The sequence below is a fragment of the Micromonospora andamanensis genome, from assembly GCF_016863495.1.
GTDB classification, from domain to species: Bacteria; Actinomycetota; Actinomycetes; order Mycobacteriales; family Micromonosporaceae; genus Micromonospora; species Micromonospora andamanensis.
Genome location: NZ_BOOZ01000014.1, coordinates 212809 through 230873 on the forward strand (window position 1 = coordinate 212809; position 18065 = coordinate 230873).

At 68.3% G+C, this 18065-nt stretch carries 22 protein-coding genes and 1 pseudogene; 13 read left to right on the forward strand and 10 right to left on the reverse strand.

The genetic code is table 11. The features are described from left to right. Window positions 1–4: 4 nt before the first annotated feature. Window positions 5–418 (reverse strand): VOC family protein, encoded by a 414-nt coding sequence (locus tag Van01_RS14720; protein WP_239099085.1) that lies wholly within the window; start codon window positions 416–418, stop codon window positions 5–7. Beyond that, window positions 415–777 (reverse strand): DUF1801 domain-containing protein, encoded by a 363-nt coding sequence (locus Van01_RS14725; RefSeq protein WP_204007116.1) that lies wholly within the window; start codon window positions 775–777, stop codon window positions 415–417. Before Van01_RS14725 ends, Van01_RS14720 begins: the two co-directional genes overlap by 4 nt. 156 nt (window positions 778–933) lie before the next feature. Here Van01_RS14725 and Van01_RS33050 point away from each other — a divergent pair. The 4 genes and pseudogenes from Van01_RS33050 to Van01_RS14740 form a co-directional block, all read left to right on the forward strand. Continuing rightward, window positions 934–1464 (forward strand): annotated as a pseudogene (locus Van01_RS33050) (LysR family transcriptional regulator); the annotation flags it as partial. A 152-nt stretch (window positions 1465–1616) separates the two neighbouring features. After that, the gene (locus Van01_RS33055; RefSeq protein WP_239099091.1) at window positions 1617–1847 is read left to right on the forward strand and encodes a type 2 periplasmic-binding domain-containing protein; all 231 of its coding nucleotides are present in this window, start codon (window positions 1617–1619) and stop codon (window positions 1845–1847) included. Window positions 1848–1886: 39 nt separating this feature from the next. Then, a complete protein-coding gene (locus tag Van01_RS14735) occupies window positions 1887–2465 on the forward strand; it encodes a TetR/AcrR family transcriptional regulator (protein WP_204007119.1) in 579 nt (192 codons plus the stop codon). Further along, window positions 2465–3601 (forward strand): GDSL-type esterase/lipase family protein, encoded by a 1137-nt coding sequence (locus Van01_RS14740; protein WP_204007121.1) that lies wholly within the window; start codon window positions 2465–2467, stop codon window positions 3599–3601. The genes Van01_RS14735 and Van01_RS14740 overlap by 1 nt, the downstream gene beginning before the upstream one ends. Before the next feature lie 131 nt (window positions 3602–3732). Here the strand turns inward: Van01_RS14740 and Van01_RS14745 are convergent, their stop codons facing one another. Next, window positions 3733–4680, reverse strand: coding sequence for an SDR family NAD(P)-dependent oxidoreductase (locus tag Van01_RS14745; protein ID WP_204007123.1), 948 nt, complete (start codon window positions 4678–4680; stop codon window positions 3733–3735). A gap of 104 nt (window positions 4681–4784) precedes the next feature. Between Van01_RS14745 and Van01_RS14750 the strand changes: the two genes are divergently transcribed. The 4 genes from Van01_RS14750 to Van01_RS14765 all read left to right on the forward strand — a co-directional run bounded on the left by Van01_RS14750 (window position 4785) and on the right by Van01_RS14765 (window position 7795). Further along, window positions 4785–5450, forward strand: a complete 666-nt coding sequence (locus Van01_RS14750; protein WP_204007125.1) for a TetR/AcrR family transcriptional regulator — start codon at window positions 4785–4787, stop codon at window positions 5448–5450. A 29-nt stretch (window positions 5451–5479) separates the two neighbouring features. Then, the gene (locus Van01_RS14755) at window positions 5480–6199 is read left to right on the forward strand and encodes a hypothetical protein (protein ID WP_204007127.1); all 720 of its coding nucleotides are present in this window, start codon (window positions 5480–5482) and stop codon (window positions 6197–6199) included. Between the two features lie 397 nt (window positions 6200–6596). After that, on the forward strand, window positions 6597–7124 hold the full coding sequence (locus tag Van01_RS14760; protein ID WP_204007129.1) for a hypothetical protein: 528 nt from the start codon (window positions 6597–6599) through the stop codon (window positions 7122–7124). Window positions 7125–7168: 44 nt separating this feature from the next. Continuing rightward, complete coding sequence (locus tag Van01_RS14765) at window positions 7169–7795, forward strand: class I SAM-dependent methyltransferase (protein ID WP_204007131.1); 627 nt, start codon at window positions 7169–7171, stop codon at window positions 7793–7795. Window positions 7796–7915: 120 nt separating this feature from the next. Here the strand turns inward: Van01_RS14765 and Van01_RS14770 are convergent, their stop codons facing one another. Then, window positions 7916–8812 carry a hypothetical protein gene (locus tag Van01_RS14770; protein WP_204007133.1) on the reverse strand — a complete coding sequence of 299 codons (897 nt, stop codon included), beginning with the start codon at window positions 8810–8812 and terminating at the stop codon, window positions 7916–7918. Beyond that, window positions 8809–9192 carry a PadR family transcriptional regulator gene (locus tag Van01_RS14775; RefSeq protein ID WP_204007135.1) on the reverse strand — a complete coding sequence of 128 codons (384 nt, stop codon included), beginning with the start codon at window positions 9190–9192 and terminating at the stop codon, window positions 8809–8811. The genes Van01_RS14770 and Van01_RS14775 overlap by 4 nt, the downstream gene beginning before the upstream one ends. Window positions 9193–9318: 126 nt before the next feature. Between Van01_RS14775 and Van01_RS14780 the strand changes: the two genes are divergently transcribed. The 3 genes from Van01_RS14780 to Van01_RS14790 all read left to right on the forward strand — a co-directional run bounded on the left by Van01_RS14780 (window position 9319) and on the right by Van01_RS14790 (window position 12532). Further along, window positions 9319–11328, forward strand: coding sequence for a DUF8224 domain-containing phage-derived protein (locus tag Van01_RS14780; RefSeq protein WP_204007235.1), 2010 nt, complete (start codon window positions 9319–9321; stop codon window positions 11326–11328). A gap of 30 nt (window positions 11329–11358) precedes the next feature. Next, window positions 11359–11754, forward strand: coding sequence for a hypothetical protein (locus tag Van01_RS14785; protein ID WP_204007137.1), 396 nt, complete (start codon window positions 11359–11361; stop codon window positions 11752–11754). An 82-nt stretch (window positions 11755–11836) separates the two neighbouring features. Further along, window positions 11837–12532, forward strand: coding sequence for a proteasome protein (locus tag Van01_RS14790; protein WP_204007139.1), 696 nt, complete (start codon window positions 11837–11839; stop codon window positions 12530–12532). Window positions 12533–12710: 178 nt separating this feature from the next. Here the strand turns inward: Van01_RS14790 and Van01_RS14795 are convergent, their stop codons facing one another. Then, entirely contained in the window at window positions 12711–13469 is a 759-nt protein-coding gene (locus Van01_RS14795; protein WP_239099086.1) for a class I SAM-dependent methyltransferase, read from the reverse strand. A gap of 90 nt (window positions 13470–13559) precedes the next feature. After that, window positions 13560–14693 carry a serine hydrolase domain-containing protein gene (locus tag Van01_RS14800; protein WP_204007140.1) on the reverse strand — a complete coding sequence of 378 codons (1134 nt, stop codon included), beginning with the start codon at window positions 14691–14693 and terminating at the stop codon, window positions 13560–13562. Between the two features lie 77 nt (window positions 14694–14770). On the opposite strand from Van01_RS14800, the gene Van01_RS14805 reads away from it, so the two are divergent. Then, window positions 14771–15301, forward strand: coding sequence for a PadR family transcriptional regulator (locus tag Van01_RS14805; protein ID WP_204007142.1), 531 nt, complete (start codon window positions 14771–14773; stop codon window positions 15299–15301). Between the two features lie 498 nt (window positions 15302–15799). On the opposite strand, the gene Van01_RS14810 is transcribed toward Van01_RS14805, so the two are convergent. Beyond that, entirely contained in the window at window positions 15800–16156 is a 357-nt protein-coding gene (locus Van01_RS14810) for a hypothetical protein (RefSeq protein ID WP_204007144.1), read from the reverse strand. Between the two features lie 343 nt (window positions 16157–16499). Beyond that, window positions 16500–16625: a hypothetical protein gene (locus Van01_RS33485; RefSeq protein ID WP_275410336.1), complete on the reverse strand. Its 126-nt coding sequence runs from the start codon at window positions 16623–16625 to the stop codon at window positions 16500–16502. Between the two features lie 83 nt (window positions 16626–16708). Between Van01_RS33485 and Van01_RS14815 the strand changes: the two genes are divergently transcribed. Beyond that, window positions 16709–17350 carry a hypothetical protein gene (locus Van01_RS14815; RefSeq protein ID WP_204007146.1) on the forward strand — a complete coding sequence of 214 codons (642 nt, stop codon included), beginning with the start codon at window positions 16709–16711 and terminating at the stop codon, window positions 17348–17350. Here Van01_RS14815 and Van01_RS14820 read toward each other — a convergent pair. After that, window positions 17334–17963, reverse strand: a complete 630-nt coding sequence (locus Van01_RS14820; RefSeq protein ID WP_204007148.1) for a TetR/AcrR family transcriptional regulator — start codon at window positions 17961–17963, stop codon at window positions 17334–17336. The two genes, Van01_RS14815 and Van01_RS14820, sit on opposite strands and share 17 nt — an antisense overlap. Window positions 17964–18065 lie beyond the last annotated feature (102 nt).

Here is an 18065-nt window from a genome sequence, read left to right on the forward strand (position 1 = left end):
ACGGTCACCGGGCGTGAAGCGTCGTCGGTGCCGCGTCCGCCGGGTACCAACGGAGTTCGACAGTGTTGCGGTCCGGGTCCTGGATGTAGAGCGAGATGCCCTCACCCCTGGCACCGGAGCGACGCACCGGCCCTTCGAGGACTGTGAACACCCCGGCCGCGATGACGTCCTGCCAGTCCAACGGCTCGACGACCAGGCAGATGTGGTCGACGTTCGACTCTCCCCGGCGGCGCTGCACCAGGTCGATGATGGTGTCCGGGCTGATCCGGACGGAGGGGAAGCCGGCGCGCCCGGCCCGCCACTCGTCGGCGCGGATGGTTTCCAGGCCGAACATTGTCGAGTAGAAGGCGAGCGATCGCTCGACGTCCTCGACGTTGAGAACCAGGTGATCGAAGGCCCTGACCTGCACAATGCTCACTTCTCCTCCAGGGCACGCGCCTGACGCAGCCAGTCGACGACGAGCGGTTCGTCTATGTCCGTGAGGGCGGAAAGCCGCACCGAGGCCATCTGCCGGGCGCCCGGGATCAGCCGATCGGACCGGTCGCTGATCTCCTGGCCACGCCACAGCCCGAACGTGAGGTACGAGGGGTACGCCTTGAGCAGGCAGATCGGCCGCCGTCCCGGAGCCTCGCCGAGGCCCCACACCGGATGTCCGTGCCACATCACTCCGGTGGCGTCCGCCAGCGCCCCGTCGATGGCCGGGCGCAGCGCCTCGGCCGTCTCCCTCAGCGAGCCGTCGAGCCCGGCCAGGTAGTCGTTGATGCTTGCCGCTTTCATGATCTTTCTCCTCGATCGTCCGGGCAACCGCTCGGCAGGTGGGGCGGACACTGCCCCGCCTGCGGTGACGCCCTTAACGATTCACTTGACGGCGACGCCGACCAAGCCATGATCGGACTACGATCGTTGAACCGAGTTCAACGAAAGCGCGGCGGGATGCTGGAGCGACACGAAATCGAGACCTTCCTGACGCTCGCCGACGAGCTGCACTTCGGCCGTACCGCCGAACGCCTGGGCGTGACCACCGGCCGGATCAGTCACGTCATCAGGAAATTGGAGCGGCGTGTCGGCGCGCCGCTGTTCGAGCGCACCAGTCGGGTCGTCCGCATCACAGCCATCGGCCGGCGGCTGGCAGACGACCTGACCCCGCTCGTGGAGCAGATGGACGCGGCCCTGCGCCGCGCGGTCGAGGCCGGCCGTGGCGTGAGCGGCCAACTCCGGGTGGCGTTCCTCGGTGAGTATCTCGCTCCGGTGCTGCTCAAGGCGGTCAGGCTGTTCACCGCCCGACACCCCGACTGTGCGGTGGACGTACGTGAGGTGCAGCTCGCCACCTCGCGCGCCAGCCTGCTGGACGGGTCGATCGACGTGCTCGTCGCGTCGTACCCGTTCGACGGCATGGCCTGCGGTCCCGCGCTCATGGTGGAACGGCGCGTGCTGGCCGTGGCCGCCACGCACCCGTTGGCCGGGGCGGAGTCGGTTTCGCTGGAGGCGCTCGCCGACCATCAGGTCATCCAGTACCCGCCGATCACGTCCGTGGCGTTCAGCGGGACCGCACACCCGAGCGGACGCCGACCGGCCGGCCGATCCCCAAGGGCCCGCACGGCAACACGTTCTCCGAGATGCTGTCCCTCGTCGCAATGGGCCGGGGGGTGCTGCCGGTGGGTGAGCAGACCGAGCACTACCATCCGCGCCCCGACATCGCGTACGTGCCGATCCACGACGCGCCACCGATCGAGCGCGGACCGATCTGGCTGGAGGCCAACACCACCACGCGGGTGCAGGAGTTCGTCCGAGCCGCCACGGACGCCAACGCCCCACGCCCACACCGACCCCACCCCACCCCAACCTAAAGCTATTAGGTTTTCCCCTACAGGGTGTAGGTTGGGGGTATGGGACGAGCCAACCTGACTCCGGCGGTCGTCGTCGCCGCAGCGGCCGAGCTGGCCGACCGGGAAGGATTCGACGCGATCACCCTGTCGGCGCTGGCCCGCCACTTCGGGGTGCAGACCGCGAGTCTCTACTCCCATGTCCGTGACCGCTCCGCGCTGCTCGACAGCGTGCACGAACTGGCCCTCGGCGAGCTGGCCGACCGGACAGCAGTCGCCATCGGTGGCCGCGCCCAGCGCGACGCGCTCACCGCCCTCGCCGACGCGCACCGCGACTATGCCCGCCAGTTCCCTGGCCGGTGGGCCGCCCTGCAACGTCCGGCGGCGGCGTCGACGGTCCACTCGGACGCGGCTGGTCGGCTGGTCACGCTCACCCTGGCGATGCTCCGCGGCTACCAGTTGCCGGAAACCGAACTCGTCCACGCCACCCGGCTGCTCGGCGCGACGATCAACGGCTTCCTGGCACTTGAGGTGAGCGGCAACTTCGGGCACCGCGAGCCCACCGCCGACATCTCCTGGCAGCGAGCGCTGAGCGCGCTCGACATCGCGTTCCGCTCCTGGCCCACCGAAGGGAACCCCTGATGCCCGTCCCGTCCGAGCTTCTCCGTGGCGTCGCCGACGTCGAGGTCACCCCGCGCGGCATCCGGCCGCACCGGCTGCCGTTCTGGGTACGGGAGCAGTTCCCGGACGGCCAACTGCTCACGATGGAGAGCCAGCCGTCCGGCGTACAAATCGTGTGCCAGACGACGGCCAGCACTCTCGAACTGGTGACCCACCCGACCCGGATCACCTACCCGGGCGCCGAGCGACCGCGTGGCCGTATCGACGTCTACGTCGACGGCGTGCTCGCCGTCCGCGACACCCTGGGCGGCGGCGACCGGATCGAGATCGACCTCACCAGCGGCAAGACCCTCTTCCAACCCGGACCGGCCCACACGACCACCGTTTCCGGGCTGGCCGCCGGCCGTCACCGGATCGAGGTCTGGTTGCCGCACAACGAGACAATCGACCTGGTCGACCTGCGAGCCGACGCCCCGCTCGAACCGGACGACGCCGTGCTGCCACTGTGGGTGCACCACGGCAGCTCCATCAGTCACGGCTCGAACGCCCTCGCCCCCAGCGAGACCTGGCCCGCGGTCGCCGCCCGCCGGGCGGGTGTCGAGCTGCGCAACCTCGGTCTGGGCGGCAGCGCGATCGTCGACCCGTTCCTGGCCCGCGTGATCCGCGACGCCCCAGCCGACCACATAAGCGTCAAGCTCGGCATCAATGTGGTGAACCTCGACGCGATGCGACTCCGCGCCTTCGTCCCCGCCGTCCACGGCTTCCTCGACACGATCCGCGACGGCCACCCGGATGTCCCCCTGCTGCTGATCTCGCCACTGTTCTGCGGCATCCACGAGGACACCCCCGGCCCGGGCGCGATCGACCCCGAGTCGATCGGCACCGACCAGGTGCGCTTCACCGCGACCGGCACACCCGGGGACGTCACGCTGGGACGCCTGACCCTCCAGGTCATCAGGCGCGAGTTGCGCTCGCTGGCCGACCGCCGCGCCGCCGACAAGAACCTGCACTACCTCGACGGCACCGCCCTGTACGGCCCGGCCGACACCGCCGAGCTTCCGCTACCGGACGGCCTGCACCCGAGCGCCGAGGCCCACAAGCGGATCGGTACCCGTTTCGCCGAATACGCCTTCACCGGCACCGGCCCGTTCTCGTAGCCGTCGCCGGCCGAGGCATTCGTCAGACAGGCCGTCTCAGCTGCCGGCGGGTCTAGGCTGCCCAACCATGACGGATCTTGGCGGCACCATCGGTACCGCTGTCGGCCTCTTGTGAGCATCCGCCGCGCGGACTACCTCGTGGTGGCCGCTCCGGAGGCGAACGGGTTCTGCCGGGACCGGACGACGGGGAACGTCACTCCGGTGAGGTCTTCGGAGACGGTCCACAACCGCTGCTGGACGGCCACCTCGTACGACTCCGGGCTGGAGGTGACCAGCCGAGGATGGCCCATGGCCTCGTGGCGTCCGCCGGGACCGTAGTACTGGCCGCCGAGCACGGCGGGGTCGGTGGCGGCACGCAGGGTCGGCAGCGCACCCATCGCCGGTGTCTGGGTGATCAGCGGCGCGAGCCAGGTGAGCGGAAGCCGGAGGGCCGCCGGGGTGTTCCGGGCGAGTTCAGTGCTGGACACGCCGGGGTGCGCGGCCACCGCGACTGTGCTGCCGTGCGGGGCGAGTCGGCGCTGCAACTCGTAGGTGAACATCAGGTTTGCCAGCTTGGACTGACCGTAGGCTGCGACCCGGCGGTACGACCGCTCCCAGTGCAGGTCGTCGAAGTGGATCGCGGCCCGGATGCGGTGACCGACACTGCTGACCGTGACCACCCGAGAGCCGGGCACCGGCAGCATCAGGTCCAGCAGCAGCCCGGTGAGCGCGAAGTGGCCGAGGTGGTTGGTGCCGAACTGCATCTCGAAGCCGTCCCGGGTGGTCTGCTGCGGGGTGTACATCACGCCGGCGTTGTTGATCAGCAGATCGAGCCGGCCGAACCGGGAGCGCAGCGCGGCCGCCGCGGTCCGGACGGAGTCGAGCGAGGTCAGGTCCAGCGCCTGCACGCTCACGTCGCCGGACATCCGGGCCGCGGCCCGCTCGCCCTTCTCGACGTTGCGTACGGCGAGCACCACGGACGCCCCACGCTCGGCGAGCGCCCTGGCGGTTTCGTACCCCAGTCCGGTGTTGGCCCCGGTCACCACCGCCACCCGCCCGCGCTGGTCCGGGACGTTCGCCGTCGTCCACTTCTCGCCCATACCAGTCTCCCATTAAAGTACCGAAGGTATCTTGTCTCCACAACGCTAAAGTACTTTCGGTACGTTGTCAACGTACCGACGGTACCTAAGCTAGGCTGGCGATCGTGACTTTCCAGCGGGCGCGAACCGAGGAGCAGCGGGAGATCCGCCGACGGACGATCCTCGACGCGGCGTCGGCGATGCTCGACGAAATGCCGGTGGCCGCGGTCACCCTCAACGAACTCAGCCGCCGGGTGGGCCTGGCGAAGCCGAACGTGCTGCGCTACTTCGAGTCCCGCGAGGCGGTCCTGCTGGAACTGCTGGACCACTTCCTCCAGGAGTGGCTGGCCGAACTGGCCGCCGAGTTGGCCGACGGCATCGACGCGAAGCTACCCATGGCCGCGCGAGCGGCAGCGATGGCCGACATCGTCAGCCGCTCACTCGCCCGCCGGGTGGTCCTGTGCGACCTCTTCGGCGCACAGGGCAGCGTCCTGGAACACAACGTCTCCGTGGCGGTCGCCATACGCCACAAGCGGGCCTCCCTGGGCCACCTGGCCACCATGGCCCACCTGATCCAGCAGCACCTGCCGGAGCTGGGCGAGAATGCCGAACTGTTCAGCCTGCAAACAATGGTCATGGCCGGCGCGCTGTCGGCGTACGCCACTCCCCCACCCAGCCTGGAGGCGGCCTACCAGGCCGAACCTCCCCTGGCCCGCTTCCGCATGGAGCTGAAGGACTCCTTGCAGCTGGCCCTGACCGCGACCCTGCTGGGCGTACTACCCCGCGGCTGACCCGAGACGGGATCGGACATCATCACCACATGGGCGACCTACTGATCAATCTGCTGGCGAGTGTCATCGCCGGCACGGCCGTCTGGCTCACGGGGTTCCTGCTGCGGCGACACAAGCTGAACCGGGCCCGCGCCTTCTTCGGCCTCACCGCCGGAGCGAGCTGCCTGCTTGTGGCGGCCCGGCACGCCTCGTCGCCCCGCGAATCCAGCGTCCACCGCCGCGACGTCGCCGCGCTCGTGGAGTTGGCGACCATCGCCCGGGAATGCGGCGCCCGCGCGGACCGGGTCGGCGAGGACCAACCGACCGGGGAGATCGGCCGGCTCACCGAATTCTGCGTCGGCGGTCCGGGCGGCGCGAGCCCCCGCAGCGCAACGCACGTGCGCGCCATCCTCCGTGGCGTGACGTACGAGGTCTTCGACGAGGAGAAACGTCGGCTGTCGTTCACAGTCGGCGACACCGAGTACGTCTTCAGCCCGGAGACAAGCTACGTCCTGCTCGCCCGGTTCTGGGGGCCGGTCGGTGGACGGCCAGTGTTCTTCCTCGGCGGTCTGACCGCGGGCAGCAACCTCGCCGGCGCCCGCTACCTGGCCACACACCACGCCGCGCTGCACCGCAGGTTCGGCGCCGACCGGCCGTTCGCGCTGGTGCTGCGAATCATCGAGCCGGCCGCGTACGGCACCGACTTCACCGAGCTGGCCGCCGACGTGACGGACGTAGCGTTCCAGCCCGTTCCGCAGCCGGTGGAGTAGCCTGATCCGGGAGTTCGGCATCAAGACGCTCCGGCCAGTCACCCTCGGCGAGACCACCCGCGACGAGAACGTCCCGCCAGTCCTCGCGCAGCAGCTCCATCCCAGCGGCGAATCGACTCCACTGCCCGCGAGCCGCGAGCACCAGGGCGGCCTGTACGCGTTCCGCGTCTTGCCGACCGTACGCATCAGGCGGTAGCTCGGTGAGCCGCGCGATCACCTCGTCGGAGCTGCCGGGGGTCGGGAAATCCCTTCTGATCCTGTTGACCAGTCGCGTGGTAGGCGTAGGCATGCTCTCGTCTCCCGAACCTCTACCGGCGGGCACTACGTTAGCTGAACTCCACGCGGCGGCGTGTCGACAGTAGGGAGGCCACGGGTGTTCGGGCGCAGGGGTTCGCGAATGAGCACGGCGGGAGTCATCGTCGTCTCGGCGGTACTCATCACCGCTGTCGTCGTTAGTGTGTTCCGCAGCAGCGAGATGCTGGCCGCGTTGCTCGATCTGTTGTGTACCGAGTCAACCTGCCCGGCGGTCGGCCTCGCCTTCAGCGGCTGGGCCATCGTGGGCGGGCCGTTCCTGCTCGCCGGCCTGATCATTCTGATCTCGACGCCGAGCGCCACAGCCCGGTACGCGATGCTGGCGTGTGCGGGCCTGGGTGTCGTCGGCTTCACGATGGTGTGGGCGGGATTCGACAAGCTCCACGGCAGCTACCCCGACTTCGTACCGCTCCACGTCGGAGCTGTCGCGGCGATCCTCGCACTGGTGGTGGGCGGCACGATCAGCGGCGACCCGGCGCACCACAGTTGGGAACGGCCCCGCTACTCCTCGTCGGCCCGGCTGCCGACGGCAGCGATGCCGCTGCTCGCGGTGGGGGCCTGCGAACTGCTCGCCCTCGCCGCCGTCCTGCTCTGGGTCACCGCATTCCGCTAGATCTGACGCGCAGCACCGACGCCGCGACTCGTAACGTGAACGGTATGGGCAACAGTGACGAGCGTGACCTGGTCCGGCGAGGGTACGACGCCCTGTCCTACCGCTACCGCGCCGACGACGCCGTCGCCGGCCAGTACGCACCCTGGTTGGCAGACCTGGATCGGCGTCTACCGGCTGCGGCCTCGGTCCTCGACCTCGGCTGCGGCTGCGGCGTGCCGGTCGCGCGTTTCCTAGCGGATGCCGGGCACCACGTCACCGGGGTCGACATCAGCGACGTGCAGATCGACCGAGCCCGCCGCCTGGTGCCGACCGGCACGTTCCTCCGCGCTGACGCTGTTCACCTGGAGCTGCCGCCGATGTCGCTCGACGCCGTGGTCTGCCTCTACGCGCTCATCCACATGCCGTTGGCCGACCAACCGCGGCTCATCGGCCGAATCGCTTCCTGGCTACGCCCAGGAGGCTTGCTACTTGCCACCACCGGCCACAATGCCTGGACCGGCACCGAGGACAACTGGCTCGACGGCCCCGCCACCATGTGGTGGAGCCACGCCGACGCCCCCACCTATCGGAACTGGCTGCGACAGGCGGGACTCAGCATCACCTCCGAGGACTTCGTGCCAGAGGGTACCAGCGGACACGCCCTCTTCTGGGCGCAGCGACCACTCAGCTGAAGACGGCCACAGCGCGGACAGCTTCTCCAGGCTGTTCGAGCTCCTGAAGAGGCAGCCGTAAGCAAGCCGTTCCACACTCGCCTGGGCGGTCCGGCGGTGACCGGACCGCCAGTCGATTGGTCAGGCGCGGGTGCGCTGCCGCAGCCGGGTCGAGACGACCGCACCGCCTGCGATCAGGACCGCGACGGCGAGGGACGGCAGAGCGTCCGGCCGGCGCAGCAGCTCCCCCGTCGACATGTCGTTGCCCAGTTGGTGCAGCGTGCCGAGCAAGAGGGTCGGTGCGACGGCGATCAGCAGTCGCTGGTCGGCCGTCGCCACCCACAGGAAGGCGACGATGCCGACAATCACCATGGTGGCGGCAACGACCTGCGAACTCATGTCGACCCTACGGAAGCCTCCCGCAGGGATCAGATGCAGGGCGAGGATGCCTGCGGTAACCAGCACGGCGTTCGCCCGGGGCGTCGGCGGCACGTCCGCCGGGCGCCACAGGCCCACCAGGATCAAGGGCGTGGCGACAACCGGTGCCCACCACTGCGGCAGGCCGTTGAGGAACAGGTACGGGGAGATGACGGTCGGCACCACCGCCGCAGCCACCGCCAGGACGGCAGCGGTGCGGGTACGGCCCGCGACGAGCGCCGCCAGCGCCGCAATCACCATGACCTCGTGAACGCCCTGATTCCGCAGGACGGTGAGGGGATCTGAGAATCCGCCGAACTGGAACGCCTCGACGAGGTCGTCCAGGCCGATGAGCACGCCCAGCGCCAGCACCGCCATGGCACCCAGGTGGATGCCCTGCCAGAGCAGCACTGCGGTGGGCCGGGCCGCAGTGCTGCCACCATGCACCCGTAGGGCGCCCCGGATCAACGAGGCCGCCTCCCGGAGGCTGGGCCAGCGGCGGTCTGTCGGTTCGTCGCCGATCAACGTGTCGACAAGTTCGTCGGCACGTTCGCGGCGGTAACCCGCCGGATAGGCCCGCAGCAGCATCCGGTAGCGCTTCTCCAGAACATCGGAACTCATGCTGGTCTGATCCTCGCGGTAGACGGTTGACGGGTGCTTCCCTGCGGGAGGACCCGATTCGGCAGGCGATCCATGACCACCCGGGCGGCCCGGGCGAGCCGGTCGGCTTCCTCGGCGAGTACGCGGTAGCCCTCGTCGGTGAGCCGGTAGTAGCGACGGGCCCGCCCGTTGACGATCTCTTCGCCGTCGGCGGTGATGAGTCCTTCGCCGAGCAGCCTGTCGATCACCGAGTACAGCGAGCCGGCAGCGAGCGTCACCCGCTCATCGGACAGCTCACTCACCCGCTTGATCACGGCATAGCCGTGGAGCGGGCCACCGAGCAGAGCCGCGAGGACGAAGTACGACGGTTCCCGCAGCGCGGGACGCGAAGTCGATCGCATGCCGCTGAATATACAAGTAAGGCGAGTATCCTGCCAAGATGACCGTGCGCTGTGGTCGAAACCTCTCGCCGTTTCTCCGATTGCGTGTGCTCCCTAAGATCTCCGATGATCAAGGGAGATGACACGGTGGACGATTTCCAGCAGTTCGTAACGGATGTAACGGTACGTCTGTCGTCGATGTCCAAGGGCGAGTTGTACGTCGTCGGCGACCGTCTCGACCGGGACTCGCTCTGGCTCACCTACCTCGACTCCTTCCCCGCCGGCACCAACCTCCGGTTCCGTGAGCGGTCCGAGTACGACTGCTCGACCTGCCGCGGGTTCGTCAAGAACTTCGGCAACGTCGTCGAGATCCACAACGGACAGATCCGCACCGTCTGGTCCGGGGTGGCTGCGTCCGACCCGGTCTTCTCCGTCGTCGCCGCCGCGATGGACGAATTCGTCGGCACGCTGCCGTTGTCCAGCATCTTCCGGTCCACCGAGGCGCAGTACGGGACGAAGATCACCCGAACGCTGCGCGACGGCCAGGTCGACGTGTGGCACCACCTGCACGGCCGGGTGGACAAGCGGCATCGCACCAGCGACATCGGCGCGGCACGGGGCAGCTTCGACGCCGCGGTGCAGGTGTTCCAGCGTGGTCTGGCCGAGTTGACCCAGCAGGCTCTGGACACCGTCGTCGACCTCATCGACGACAACGCCCTCTACCGCGGCGCGGAGCACCGTCAGGCGGTGACCGAGTTCCGGTCGCTGCGGAACCGGTGGACGCAGGCGACCGACGGACAGGCCTTCGTCTTCGCCAACGCCATGAACCCGGCGGCCCGGTTCCGCAACACGGTGATCGGCACCCTCGTCCAGGACCTCTCCGCGGGCGTCGACCTGGAGCAGGCGGTCCGGTCGTTCGAGACGAAGGTGGCACCGCAGAACTACCAGCGCCCCAGGGCGTTGATCACCCCGGCCATGGTGAAGGCCGCCATGAAGACCATCGACGAGCTGGGCATCGAGGAGTCGTTGCAGCGACGGTTCGCCCGGCTGTCCGACGTGTCGGTCACCAACGTGCTGTGGGTCGACAACGACACACAGCCGCGGATGAAGGACGGCATCGAAGGGCTGCTGATGCAGGCCGCCACCACCAGGTCGTCAGGTGCGGGCCTTCGTGACGCGAAGCCTGAGGAGATTCCGGTGGTCTCCTTCATGAAAGACATCCTGCCCGGTGCCGCGACCATCGAGCTGTGGGTCGCCAACAGCCACGAACCGCACCTCGTCAGTCTCACCACCGGCCAGCACCCGGCCGCGCCGCGGCTATTCACCTGGGACAACGATTTCGCCTGGTCCTACTGCGGCAACGTCGCCGACTCGATCAAGGAGAAGGTCAAGCGGGCCGGCGGCAACGTCACCGGCAAGCTGCGGGTGAGCCTGTCCTGGTTCAACCACGACGACCTCGACCTGCACGTGTTCGAACCCAACGGCGACCACATCTGGTACCAGGACAAGCGCAACAAACTGGACGTCGACATGAACGCTGGCGGGGCGTTCTCGCGCGAGCCGGTAGAGAACGTCACCTGGACCAAACACATCCCCGACGGGGAGTACCGGATCGAGGTGAACCAGTTCAACAAGCGGGAGAGCACAGACGTCGGCTTCGTGATCGAGACCGAGAGCGACGGAAGAATCGAGAACTACCGCCACGAGCGCGCGGTCGGCCACAAGGACACCGTCGAGGTGGGCCGGATGACTGTCGTCGACGAGGTGATCACCGCTTTCCGGCCAGGTAGGGACATGCAGCCGGGCAGCGCCAGCAAGGAGCTGTGGGGCATCACCACCGAACAGTTCGTGCCGGTGTCCACGATCATGTACTCGCCGAACTACTTCGACGACAGCGAGGTCGGCAACCGTCACTATTTCTTCATCCTGAAGGGTTGCGTGAACGACCAGCCGACCCGGGGGATCTACAACGAGTTCCTCCGCGGCGACCTGCAACCCCACCGCAAGGTGTTCGAGGTTCTCGGCGACCGCACCAAGTGCGAGCCGTCCCCGGATCAGCTGTCCGGCCTCGGCTTCAGCTCCACGATCCGCAGCTCTGTGATCGCCAAGGTGACCATGGCCAGCGGACGGCGCCACCTCATCAGCATCCAGTTCTGATTCGTACCCCGACATCCGAGGAAGGCCACCGTGACCATTTTCGAGAAGGCCACGCGGGAGAAGTTCCGCTACCCGTCGACCAAGGGACTGCTGACCACGGAACAGCTGTGGGAGCTTCCGCTGACCGCCAAGTCCGGCTTCAGCCTCGATGACGTGGCCAAGGCCGTCAACGCCGAGCTCAAGGCCGTCGACACCGAGTCGTTCGTGGCCACCGAGACAAATCCGGCCAAGGCAACTTTGGAAACCAAGTTGGAGGTCGTCAAGCACGTCATCGCCATCCGTATCGCGGAGGACCAGGCGGCGAAGGCAGCGGCAGCCAAGAAGCTGGAGAAGGAGAAGCTGCTGGCAGTCCTGGGCCGCAAGCAGGATGCGGTCCTGGAGAACCTGACCGAGGCAGAGCTGTTGGCCCGGATCAACAACCTGTAGGGCCGACACCTGTCGGGGTGTAGGCAGCCGGGATGCCGGGTACCTGGCGCCCTACCCCCTCACCCCTGCCCAGGAGGACCCCATGACCGTCGTACTCGCCGTTGTCTGCAAGGACGGGGTGGTGATCGGCGCGGATTCCCAGATCACCGAGAGTGACCGCGGTCTGAGCTTCCCCGCCCAGAAGCTGCACCCGCTGGGCTCCTGCGCCGCCTGGGGTGGCAGCGGGGCGCGGGGAGTACTCAACGACCTGCGCCCCCTCCTGCAGGACTCGGCCACCGCCATCCTCGAAGCACCCGACATCGGCGGCGAGATGCAGGAGCGCATCCTGCCCGTCTTCAAGAAGCACTACGAGAACTACATCCCGGACGTGCCCGGCGAGGGCGACGGCGGCGGAGTGTCGGCGTACCTGCTCGCGGCCGGCTACAGCCAGGGCGGTCCGTGGATCGTGGAAATCAACCCCAACGGACTCATCGGCCGCTACGAGGACGTGGGCTTCCACGCCATCGGCTCCGGCGCCCCCATGGCCCAGCAGGCCGGCGCGCTGCTGTCCCACTTCCGGATGACCACGCGCACCGTCGAGTACGGCGTGGTAGGCGTGATACGGGTGCTGGAGGCGCTGGAGCGGACCTCGCCGTCGGTCGGCGGGCCGTTCAGCATCGCGTGCATCCGCGAGGAGGGCGCCCACCACCTCGACGAGAAGGAGATAGCCAAGGCGCTCAAGGATGCCCAGCGCTGGCGCGACCTCGAACAGGAAGCGCTCGACAAGCTGTTCGACTGACGCCGGAGGATGATCGGCGACGACTGGCAGGTGGCGGTCCGTGGCGGTGCCCACCGCGACATGAGGGCGAGTTTCCGGCGGAGACTGGCCACGACATCCGCTTCTGCCGCGAGGCGCTCGCTACGCATAGTCACAGCTAGCGGCGGGCCGGCAGCGGGCCTGCCGATGTGCGTGTCGCTCATTGGGCACTGGCCAGCAGGATCGCCTGATCGTCCCGCTCCTTGCCCTGGGCACGTCGCACCAGGCGGCACACCTCCCGTAGGCCGGCAGACTCGATCTGGAGACCGACGTCGTCTGCCGTGTAGAGATGGCGCTCGAGCTCGAGCTCGATCTCATGGCCGAATTGACGGTATGCCTTGGAATCGTCGCGCGTGCCTTTGCCGGACTGGAATCCTACGAGCAGATGGCCGCCCGGGTGGAGAACCCGGGCGGCCTCGGCGAAGATGCGCGCTTGGCCGGCGGGAGGCGTGTGGATGATCGAGTACCACAGCATCACGCCGGCGAACTGGCCGTCCGGGTACGGCAGCTCGGTCAACGAGCCCACAGTGAACACCAGGTCAGGATGGTTGCGTCGGGCCATGGCGACCATGCCCGGCGACAGGTCGACACCCACCACCGCACAACCGCGTTCGGTGAGGTACTGACTCATCCGGCCAGTGCCACATCCTGCATCAAGGACCTGCACGTCGTTGCCCGCCGTCACCGCCATGGCGAAGGCGTCGACCATGGCGAGGTCGAGGGGTGCCTCCCAGCGGGTGTCCGGCAGGTAGGCGGCGTAGTCCTCCGCCACGGTGTCGTAGGCCCGTTGGACCCCGCGGAAGTCGAGCGGATCCGGTGGAGAGAAGATCACCGAGAGGATTATGCCCGCAGGAAGGCCTTGGCCCGGCCCGTCAACGTCCTGTTCTGCCGCGAGTCGCTCATCGACGCTGTCGGCCACACCTTCGACATGGCCATCCCGCTGGCTGCGAGCCCCCAACCGAGTTGGCGTACGGTCTGGGTTGTTTGGGGCTGCGGTTCCGCTGTTCGCTCAGCGGGCCCAGATTCGCAGGCACGCGGCCATGATGCGGAACGGGAGGCCCCGAGCTTCGGTCTGGTTGACGGTGCCGGCCAGGTGCAGGTCGAGTTCCGGGCAGGTGAACAGCCAGGTGCCGGTCGACCCTGAGTGCCCGACCAGGGTTACTGGCCCGCCCAGTGGCGACATGAGTCGGTTGACCTTGAAGATCATGGTGCCCAGTCCGTAGCGGAGGACCGGGGCGTTGCGTAGCCGGTTGCGGCGTTCGGTAAGCAGGTGCCGCGTGTTCGCGTCGCGGAAGGGCTCACCGGCCGTGAGCGCCCGCTCGAAGGCGAGCAGGTCCTCGGTGGTGCTGAACAGGTCGTTGCTCGATGCGATGACTCCATTCACGTCCACCCGCCGTCGTCTGGCGTACAGGGGAAGGGGCGCGGGCAGATCCGGCTCGGCGGGCTCGGCGGCGGGGTGCCAGGTGCGGGTGAGACCGAGCGGTACGGCGATGCGTTGGCTGAGAAGGTCAGGGAAGGCGGTCGAGGTGACGTTCTCCAGGATCCGGATCAGCAATTGGAAGCCTGTGTCGGAGTAGCGTGCGCGTTGCGTTCCCGCAGTCAGGTCTTGTGGGTCGAAATGGGGGTGCTGCTGCTCGCGGGTAATGCCGATGACGTTCTCGAAGGTCCAGGACGTGTCGTGCCCGGCACGCAACTGCCGGTACAGGCTCGGCCCGCCGCGGCGGCGTTCGAAGAAGTCCGGCAACCCCGAGGTGTGGCTGGCCAGGTGGCGTACGGTGATCTGAGGTGTTCGGTCCACACCGCCCCGCACGTGCAGCCCGGTGGTGACGGATGCGGGCAGATACGTGGTGATCGGAGCATCCAGGTCGAGTTCCGCGCGCTCGTGGGCCTGCAGGACGAGCGTGATGATGAACCGCTTCGTGATCGAGGCGATGAAGAAGGGTGCCTCGGGGCGTGCCTCCGGCTCGGCGGTGCCCTCCGGTCCTGATCCGCCTGCCCAGTGGCGCTGCCCGTCGGCGCTGCATAGGGCGAGGCTGACGTGGTGCAGACCGGGTCTGGAACTGACCCGCTGCACGAGGCTGGTCAGGCCGGCGTCGATCTCGTCGGTTGCCCGATTGCCGGCTGCCGTGAACGTGCGCCGCATGTGTCGTCCTCGCATAGCAATATGCCTACTAGACATGTCTAAGAGAGTCAACCGGATAGGATCCGGGTGTGGCACATGTGATCCTGGGTCTGCTGCTCATCGCCCCGCAGAGCTTGTACAGCCTGATCAAGAGCTTCGAAGCGGGCGTCGCGCTCTTCTACAGCGCCAGCTCCGGCAGCATCAAGCGGGCCCTCGACACGCTGCTGGGCAAGGGGTTGATCGAGGTCGCGAGCACCGAACCGGGCGGACGTGGCAAGAAGGTCTATCGCACCACCGAGGCGGGCCGGCAGGAGTTCCACAGGTGGATGACGGGCGAACTCGGCGGGGCCGACCTGGAGACAGCAGCGCTTCCGCGCCTGTTCTTCCTGGGACTGCTCGCCCCGGAAAACCGCCCACCGGTGCTGCGAAAGATCCAGGAACGGGCCGCAGCTGATCTCGCCGAGCTCACCGCCCTTCACAAGCATCTCGACACGATGGAGCTATCGCCGGAGTTCCGCGATGTCGCGGCGTACCAGCGCCTGACCCTGGAATACGGGATCACCTCGGGGCGGCACGCCCTCGCCTGGTTCGGTGAGCTCGCCGATCGCGGGGGGCCGCAGACCGGATGACATCCCAGGACCCACGAACCCCACAAACCGTTTGGCGGCGCGCCGGGACTGGCGACTTCGGTCACTGTGGCGCCGGTGCACGGCACCTGCCCAGCCACACAGATCGACGCCTACAACCGCGCGTTCACCAGATCGCCCTGATCATGTTGGCCGTGCCGGGCGGCCCGACCGCCGGACGCCGTCCAGGTGATCGACTCAGCTTCGGCGCGGTGGCGGGATAGCGGTGGGCCGGATAGAACCCTTCCACTGGAAGGGTACCCGGTAGGGTATTTACCTGTGTGGCGTTGCGTCCGCTGCGGCAGGCGTGCCTGGGGTGTAAGGAAGCTGTCGAGCTGATAGCACAGACAGATCACGCACGGTTCGGGCCTCGTGTGCCGGCCCCACCAGCGAGGGTAATGTTGCGTGATAGCGCAAACGGTTCAGCTCGACAGGCGCGCACCGCCGACATGGGGTCATCTGCCGGCCGCGCACGCATCTGCCGCGATAACGTGTGCCTGATCAAACGGGACGCCAGCGGCTCAGACGCCATGGCTCGCCAGTGGTGTACGGCTCTGGCTCGCCTGATACGGCCAGAGCAAGCCCGGAATCGGTGGTCAGGTGCAGCCCGCCGTCTTCGTCGATCCACGCGGTGTCGATCGTTGTGTTGTTGAGTGCCGCGGCTGTGGTCAGCCAACGGATGTCGTTCTCTACGCCGCCGCTGGTGGAGGTGGTTGCCTCGATGGTCCAGGAAGCGTCGATGTACAGGCGAGTCTCCTGGGCAGGTGCGGATCGGTTGTCGCAGAGCCCGACGAACGGCCATGTCTGCCGAACTCCGATCTCCACCACGAAGGAGCCCACGATCTGTTCTACATCCATGAGCACATGATTCTGCACCTGGTCACCGGCACACTGATCGGCCGCGCTGAGGGCTCCCGAGCACGGTCCGGGCGGACTGTCGCACCGCATCCCGGTGACGGGCCTTCCAGCGAATGGGGGCACGCCTCAGGGATTGTGGCTTCCGCTGCCGTCGGGCAACTCGAACAGCTCCAGTTGAATGCCGTCGGGGCCTGCTCGTCGGGCGGGGCACCGGCATGATGGAGCGGGTGCTGGCGGCGGCGCCACCGGGACATCCCCCCGACATACTGGACGCGCTGCGGCTGCGGTCCAGGCGACCCGCCCTCGCCGCCATGCTCGCCGCCGAACTGTGGGATCCGGACTCCTACGCCGCGATCGTCGAGTGGGTGATGAAGACCGGCCGGGAGTCAGGCTCCCCGCTGACGTTGCGGCTCGGGCTGGCGCTGAGCGTCACCCACGCCGTGTTGACCGGCGACCTGCGGTCCGCCATCGCCGCGACCGCGGAGGAGGAGGCCCTGGCCGACGCGACCGGGGGGGCCGCCGGTCTTCTATCACCGGCTCCACCTGGCCGCGATGCGAGGCCGCCCCCGGGAGGCACACCAACTCTTCGCGTCCGCCACGGCAGCGGCGCACCAGACGGGCCAATTCATCGCCAACGTGCACTGGTCGGCGGCGATACTCCACAACGGACTAGCCGAATACTCCGCCGCGCTGACCGCCGCCCGGCAGGCCGTCGCACAGGGCGGGCTGTCGATGGCTGGCTTCGCCCTGCCGGAGCTGGTTGAGGCGGCCATCCGCTGCGATGAGCCGGACACCGCCGCCGCCGCGCTGGAATCGCTGACGACCCGTGCCGCGGCGGCCGGGACCGCGACCGGCCTGGGCGTGGCGGCGTACGCGCGCGGCCTGGCCACCGGGGTCGAGGAGCACTACCGGGAAGCGGTCGATCGACTGGCCGACAGCCCGCTGCTGGCCTACCGGGCACGCGCCCACCTGCTCTACGGTGAATGGCTGCGCCGCCAAGGCCGCCGCCGATACAGCCGCGAGCACCTGAGGACCGCCCACGAGCTGCTGTCCGGAGCGGGGCCCCCAGCGACCCCCGCCACCCGGTGCCGGCGCAGCGCGATCTCCCACACCGGGCGTACCAGAAACTGGTCCCCGACCAGCCGCCCGCCGAGGCAGGCACGAGCGACATACCGTTTCAGGCAGTGTGCGTAAGGCCGATCAGGACGCGGTGCAGGCCGTCACGGAACGCAGCATCGGCGTCGAATGTCTCCGGTGGTGTGCCGGCGGTTACGTCGCCGAGCCAGGGGTGACGCCGTTGGCTGCCGGTGCGGTCGAGGCGGCGGATCTGCTCGGCCCACCATGAGCGGTACGTTATTCCGGGGTCTGCTCCTTCTCTTTGTTCGGCGTGGAGCAGCAGTGCCATGCCCTGGATGTAGGCGTTGAGTGCGAGGTAGCGGCGGAGCGCGATCGCTGGGCTGAGCCCGAGCGCCACGAAGGCCTCGACGCTCGCGCCTGCCATGTCGAGCACGGCCGGAACCAGCGGGGGCCGGGTGCTGGCGAGAATGTCGACGAGCCACGGGTGTGCCCGGTAGACCTGCCACTCCTGCTCTGCGAGCCGGGCGAGCTTTTCCACTGGCGGATCCCGATGAGGGCCGGCGTGGTGCGGTGCGAGGAGGTGCTGCACCAATGCCGCGACGAGACGGTCGCGGCTACCGAAGGCGTGCTGTACGGCGGAGAACGGTTGCCCTGCGTGGCGGGCGATAGCTCGCAGGGTCAGGCCGTCGACGCCTTGGGTGTCGGCCAGCGTCGTGGCGACTTCGATCATGTGCTCTGCGTTCGATTTCACGTGGGGATGTCGGGCGAGCGCCGAGAGCCGTCCGTTGTCGCGGCGGCGTCGGTAGGCGCGGCCCTGGCAGGATCGTGAACA